Annotated in this window: 6 protein-coding genes; 4 read left to right on the top strand and 2 right to left on the bottom strand. The window is 64.0% G+C overall.

Going from position 1 to position 6,283, the window contains the following annotated elements:
• The 4 genes from EOA33_RS20530 to EOA33_RS20515 form a co-directional block, all read left to right on the top strand.
• The coding region (locus tag EOA33_RS20530; protein WP_145989215.1) for a hydantoinase B/oxoprolinase family protein at window positions 1-1,284 on the top strand (1,284 nt) is incomplete at its 5' end.
• Window positions 1,284-2,486: a pyridoxal phosphate-dependent aminotransferase gene (locus EOA33_RS20525; RefSeq protein ID WP_127406428.1), complete on the top strand. Its 1,203-nt coding sequence runs from the start codon at window positions 1,284-1,286 to the stop codon at window positions 2,484-2,486. The genes EOA33_RS20530 and EOA33_RS20525, both read left to right, overlap by 1 nt.
• A gap of 3 nt (window positions 2,487-2,489) precedes the next feature.
• Complete coding sequence (locus EOA33_RS20520; RefSeq protein ID WP_126056524.1) at window positions 2,490-3,302, top strand: NAD(P)-dependent oxidoreductase; 813 nt, start codon at window positions 2,490-2,492, stop codon at window positions 3,300-3,302.
• Between the two features lie 386 nt (window positions 3,303-3,688).
• Entirely contained in the window at window positions 3,689-4,594 is a 906-nt protein-coding gene (locus EOA33_RS20515; RefSeq protein ID WP_127406427.1) for a LysR family transcriptional regulator, read from the top strand.
• Here the strand turns inward: EOA33_RS20515 and EOA33_RS20510 are convergent.
• On the bottom strand, window positions 4,578-5,282 hold the full coding sequence (locus tag EOA33_RS20510) for a peroxiredoxin-like family protein (RefSeq protein ID WP_127406426.1): 705 nt from the start codon (window positions 5,280-5,282) through the stop codon (window positions 4,578-4,580). The genes EOA33_RS20515 and EOA33_RS20510 overlap by 17 nt on opposite strands.
• Before the next feature lie 140 nt (window positions 5,283-5,422).
• On the bottom strand, window positions 5,423-6,283 hold an 861-nt coding region (locus EOA33_RS20505), incomplete at its 5' end, for an NAD(P)/FAD-dependent oxidoreductase (RefSeq protein WP_145989214.1).

The following is a 6,283-nucleotide window of genomic DNA, read 5'->3' as shown; positions in this document are numbered from 1 at the left end:
TTCCTGAATGGCGAGCTGGTGGCGTTCTTCGCCTGCACGGCGCATGTCGTGGATGTCGGCGGGCGCGGCTTCGGCGCCGACGCCAAGTCGGTTTACGAGGAAGGCATCCAGATCCCGATCATGAAGTTCGCGGAGATGGGCAAGGTCAATCTCGACCTCGTCCGGTTGCTGCGCGCCAATGTCCGCGAACCGAACCAGGTGGTCGGCGACTTCTATTCGCTGGCCGCCTGCAACGAGGTCGGCCACCGGCGCCTCGTCGACATGATGAGGGAGATCGGGCTGGCGTCGCTGGATGGGCTCGGCGACTTCATCTTCTCGCGCACCCGCGACGCCATGCTCGACCGCATCAAGGCGCTGCCCAAGGGAAGCTGGTCGAACGAGCTGGTGACCGATGGCTATGACGAGCCGGTCAAGCTTGCCGCCACGGTTTCGGTCCGCGATGATCATGTCGAGGTCGATTTCACCGGCACCGACCCGATGAGCCGCTGGGGCATCAACTGTCCGATCATCTACAGCAAGGCCTATGCCTGCTACGCCCTGAAATGCGTGGTGGCGCCCGACATTCCGAACAATGCCGCTTCGCTGGCCTTCTTCACTGTGTCGTCGCCGGTCAACATCCTGAACGCCGTGCGGCCGGCGCCGGTGGCGCTGCGCCACATCTTCGGCCATATGGTCCCAGACCTCGTGCTCGGTGCGATTTCCCAGGCGCTTCCCGGCAAGATCCTCTCGGAAGGCGCCGGTGCGCTGTGGAACATCCACATCTCGGCGCGGCCGGTCGCGGGCGGTTCGGGTCGTCGCGCCGAGGTGCTGATGTTCAACTCGGGCGGCATGGGCGCCCGCCCCGAGCTTGATGGCCTATCAGCGACGGCCTTCCCGTCGGGCGTGCACACGATGCCGATCGAGGCGACGGAGCATACCGGGCCGATCGTTATCTGGCGCAAGGAACTGCGCCCGAACTCCGGCGGCGACGGCGAATTCCGCGGCGGCCTGGGACAGGTCATCGAGATCGAGGCGACCGACGGCCATGAATTCGACTTCTCGGCCATGTTCGACCGCGTCAACCATCCGCCGCGCGGGCGCAATGGCGGCAGGCCCGGCGTTGCCGGGGTGGTCAAGCTGGACGACGGCACGATGATGCGGCCGAAGGGCTGGCAGCATGTTCCGGCCGGGCGCCGGCTGATCCTGGAATTGCCGGGCGGCGGCGGTTATGGCGATCCGGCCAGGCGCGACGCCGCCGCGCGGGCGAACGACCGATCCAAGGGTTACATCTCGGAGAACGACTGATGAGCTATGTTTCCTCGCGACTGTCGGTGGTGAAGCCCTCGGCTTCGATGGCAGCCTCGCAGGCGGCCAAGGCGCTGCGCGCCAAGGGCGTCGACGTGATCGACCTCGGGCTCGGCGAGCCGGATTTCCCGACGCCCACGCACATCATCGACGCCGCCCATTTCGCGGCGAAGGCCGGCCAGACGCTCTACACCGGTGCCGCCGGCACAGCCGAGGTGCGCGAAGCCATTGCCGGCAAGTTCCGACGTGAAAATGGTCTCGACTCCACGGCCGACGACATTGTCGTCGCCAATGGCGCCAAGCAGATCATCTTCAACGCGCTGCTGGCGACGCTGGAGGGCGGCGACGAGGCGATCCTGCCGGCGCCCTATTTCGTCTCCTATCCGGAAATGGTCAAGCTGCTTGGCGGCACGCCTGTCGTCGTCGAATGCCCGGAGACCACCGGCTTCCGGCTGACGCCGGCGCTGCTGGAAGAGGCGATCACGCCAAGGACGAAGTGGCTGTTCCTCAACATGCCCGGCAACCCGTCCGGCGCCGTCTATTCGGAAACCGATCTCAAGGCGCTGGGGGCGGTGCTGGCAAGGCACCCGCAGGTGCTCGTGCTGTCCGACGAGATTTACGAGCACATCCTTTTCGACGGGCGCGAATTCGTGTCCTTCGGCAAGGCCTGTCCCGAGCTCAAGGACCGCACGCTGATCGTCAACGGCGTATCGAAGTCCTATGCGATGACCGGCTGGCGTGTCGGCTACGCGGCCGGACCGGGGCCGCTGGTCAAGGCGATGTCGACGATCCAGAGCCAGTCCTGCACTTCCGTCTGCTCGATCGCGCAGGCGGCGACAGTCGCCGCGCTCAACGGCCCGCAGGACGAAGTGGGGCGCTTCAGGCAAGCCTTCGAGGCGCGTCGCAACCTGGTTGTGGACGGCATCCGCAAGATCAACGGGCTGACGCTTTCGCCGCCGGACGGCGCTTTCTATGCCTATATCGGCTGCGCCAGCCTGATCGGCCGCAAGACCCCGAAGGGCGTCGTGCTCGAGGACGACGCGGCCGTGGCAGACTATCTTCTCAACGAAGGCCGCGTGGCGTCCGTGCCTGGCGTGGCGTATGGACTGTCACCCTATTTCCGCATCTCGACCGCGACCAGCGCAGAGGTGCTCAGCGAGGCGATCTCGCGGATCAACACCGCCGTCGCGCAAGTGGAGTAAATGATGCCGCACTACGAACGTATCCTGATCACCGGCGCCGCCGGCCGCCTCGGCTCGGAGCTGCGCAAGGGGCTGGTGCCGCTGGCAAAAACCATCCGCCTGGCGGGGCGCCATCCGTTTGGCGATCTTGCCGCTCACGAGGAAGAAGCGGTCTTCGACCTCGCCGACATGGAGGCGACGATCGCGGCGACCAAGGATTGCGATGCGATCGTCCACTTCGGCGGCGCGCCGCTCGAATGCGAGTGGCAGACCATCCTCGATTCCAGCATCCGCGGCTCCTACCACATCTATGAAGGCGCCCGGAAACACGGGGTGAAGCGCGTCATCTATGCCTCCTCGGTACATGCCATCGGCTATCACGAGGTCGAGGCGCATATCGGCGTCGACGCACCGGTGCGGCCGGACAGCCTGTATGGCGTGTCGAAGAATTTCGTCGAGAGCCTCAGCCGGCTCTACTGGGACAAGTTCGGCATCGAGACGGTGTGCCTTCGCATCTTCTCGTCCTTCCCCGAGCCGGCGGACCGGCGCATGCTTTGGTCCTACCTCTCCTTCGCCGACTGCGTGCGGCTGGTCGAGGCCTCGCTGACGGCGCCGCGCGTCGGCCACACGATCTCCTTCGGCATTTCCGACAACAAGGTGAAGACGGTCGACAACAGCGGCGCCAACCATCTGGGCTTCATCCCGCAGGACAGCGCCGAACCTTTCCGCGCCGCCGTCGAGGCGAAAACGGCCATTCCCGATCCAAAAAGGCCGTCGGTGAAATATCTCGGCGGATGGTTCTGCGAACTCGGCCATCCGGACGACAAGGCCGAATAGCGATCGGTCGGGCAGGAACGCCCCCATCAGTGCAATCTTGCCGTCCGGAAAGACTGAAGGCTTTTCGGGACGGCAAGCCGCGCGAAGCCGTCTCACCAAGGCAATTTTGCACACGCCGGGGCATTGGCGCCTGTCCGTTTGCTGCGGGGTTTGCAGCGCCGGAACGGACGGAAAGCCTTGCCTGCCCAAGGTTTCAGCGATTTCAAAGGGATGGGCTGGCGCTGCGTAACATTGTGACGTTCAGTGAAAAGACCTTGGCGTTCAATCACGGACGATCGAGTTCCTTCGAAACGGCGCGCGCCTTTGCCTTGGCCTCCTGTTGCGATAGCATGGCCGCAAATTAGCTGTGGCTGAAAAATCGGATTTCGCTGAGGGGGCGAAAGTTCATGGAGATGCAGCAGGTCCGCTATTTTTTGGCCCTGTCGAATACGTTGAATTTCACCAGAGCGGCCGAGGAGTGCAACGTCACGCAGCCGGCGCTCACGCGTGCGATCAAGACGCTCGAAGAGGAATTGGGTGGAGAACTGCTTCGGCGCGAGCGCCAGCATTCGCACCTGACGGAACTCGGGCGGCGTATGCTGCCGCTTCTGCAGCAGTGCTATGATGCGGCGACGTCCGCCAAATCGCTTGCCAAGGCCGTGCAAAGCAGCGACGTCGCGCCGCTCAACGTGACGATTTCGAACAGCATCAATATTGCGCTGCTGGTTTCGCCTTTCACGGAGCTTTTCCGGGCCTATCCAGGCGTCCACCTCAAGATCAACCGCGGCTCGCCGGCCGCCGTCGTGGACGCGCTCAAGAATGGTGACGTCGAACTGGCCGTTGCCGGCCCGCTGGGGCAAGCCTGGGATCGCCTCGACATGTGGCCGCTCTTCCAGGAGGGAATCGAACTTGCTGTGAATTCCGATCACCCGCTCGCGCGGCGCAACGAGGCCGATGTCGCGTTGAACCAGCTTGCCGCGGAACCGGTGCTCAGCCGGATCGATTGGGAGACGAGCGAGGAGCTATCGCGTGGCCTGTCTGCCAAAGGCCTCACGCCTCGAACCGCGCACGAAGTCGAGACCGACCAGGATCTGCTCGCGCTGCTCGAGGCCAACGCCGGCGTAGGATTCGTCTGCCTGACGGCACCCCGGTCGCCGAACACGCGCCGGCTCAAGCTTCGCGATCTCGATGTCTCGCGGATCGTCTCCGTCTACGCGGTTGCCGGGCGGCACAGATCTCCCGTGGCCGCGACCCTGCTCAACCTGTTGAGGTCGACGGACTGGTCGCCCTTCGGCGTCAGCGAGCCCGCCTGAGCGCCGCGATCAGGTCGTCGATGTCCATTCGTCGGCGGTAATCAGGATCGACAAAGCGATCGGTGATGATCCCGTCCGTTCCGACGATGAAAGTCGCGGGGATTGGCAGGAACCAACTGGCGTTGCCCTGGTAGTTTGGAAGATCGTAGGCAACGCCCATCAAGCGCTCCATCTCTGCCCCGATCCAAATCGCCAGGTTGAGGGACAGAGCGTAGCCATTGTCCATATCGGTCAGGAAGGGGAAGCCTGCGCCAACGGCAGCCTTCATCGCCCTGGCGAATTTGCGTCGCTCAGGCATGATCACCACGACCTGGCCGCCCAAAGCCGCGATCTCCTGCTGGGCTTCGACGATGCCGATCGCGTTCAGCCGGCAGTAGGGGCACCAATGCCCGCGCTGAAAGGTGACCACGGCGGGACCCTGGAGCAGGATGTCGGCCAGGCCAACCAGCCTGCCCTCATCGTCCGGCAGCAGGAACGGCGGCATGGCATCGCCGGGAGTTGGCGCCGCGGCTCCGGCTCCCTGTTTCTCCAGGCGATCCACAAGGCGGTCTACCGCATCGGCGAAATTCGCGTCGATCCGTCGGACTGCCGCGGCAATCACCGCCAGCCGCTCGTTGAGAGGCGCATCAAGTTCGACGGCTGCATGGACGGCCTGTTCAAATGTCATGGGCTGGTCGGCGGCGGCCATTTCTGCGCTTTCATCGATCTGACGCAGCCTATCATCGAAGCCCCTCCGCCGCGGCCATGTTTTTCTTGCATGGTTTTGATGCCTTGCGCGCATCAAAGCGGGCGAGGTTCGTATTCTGTTCGCCGCCTGACCTCAGTTCGTTACAACATGTTCCTGATATCGGCGGAGAAGGTCGGGAAACCGTAGACCATATCGGCAAGCTGCGATGCCGTGATGGCGTGTTTCATCGCGAGTGCAAAGATATGGATCAGTTCTTCGCCGGCATGGCCAACCATGTGGGCGCCGACGATCCTGCCCGTCGTTTCCTCGACAATGATCTTCGACCACGCCACCGTCTCGGCATAGGTCCTCGCCGTGAGCCAGCCCTGCATATCGTTGAGGTGGATCCTGACGCCGAGTCCCCGTTCCCTCGCCTTGGCTTCGGTCAGTCCGACACTTGCCACGGCCGGAATGCTGTAGAGACACGCCGGGATATGATCGTAGTCGGGCCGATGTTTCGGTCCGTCGACAATGTTGCGGCCAACGATGCCGCCCTCGTAGGTCGCTACCGGCGAAAGCTGCGGAGAGTTCCACACCGCGTCGCCGCAGACGTAGACATCGGGATTGGAGCGCGAGCGCAGATGGCCGTCGATTTCGATCCTGCCCTCGCGATGCACGATAACGGCGGCGCCAAGATCGAGGCCCTCGACATTGGCCACGCGCCCGGCGCAATTGACAACCCTGTCCGCTTCCACCGCGCACTCGGCACCGTCCGCCACGAAAGTGACGCGCAGCCGTCCGTCAGCCTCGTCGATCCTCTTGACCCAGGCCAGGGTGCGTATGCTTATGCCGATACGCTCGCTCACATCCCGGATCTGTTCGACGGCTTCGACATCGAAACCTCCGAGCAAATGCGGCAGCGCTTCGAGAATCGTGACCTCAACGCCGGCGCGCGCATAGACGTGGCCAAGTTCGAAGGCGATGACGCCGCCGCCAATGAACACCGCGGCGCGGGGCAGCAC

It is taken from the genome of Mesorhizobium sp. M4A.F.Ca.ET.050.02.1.1, from assembly GCF_003997725.1.
Lineage (GTDB): Bacteria > Pseudomonadota > Alphaproteobacteria > Rhizobiales > Rhizobiaceae > Mesorhizobium.
Note: the sequence above shows the minus strand (reverse complement) of the source record. Positions and strands in the feature narration are given on the sequence as shown.

Bases quoted from the DNA above. Each gene is read 5' to 3' on its own strand.
- EOA33_RS20525 (WP_127406428.1), top strand. From the start codon at position 1,284: ATGAGCTATGTTTCCTCGCGACTGTCGGTGGTGAAGCCCTCGGCTTCG.
- EOA33_RS20520 (WP_126056524.1), top strand. From the start codon at position 2,490: ATGCCGCACTACGAACGTATCCTGATCACCGGCGCCGCCGGCCGCCTC.
- EOA33_RS20515 (WP_127406427.1), top strand. From the start codon at position 3,689: ATGGAGATGCAGCAGGTCCGCTATTTTTTGGCCCTGTCGAATACGTTG.
- EOA33_RS20510 (WP_127406426.1), bottom strand. From the start codon at position 5,282: ATGGCCGCCGCCGACCAGCCCATGACATTTGAACAGGCCGTCCATGCA.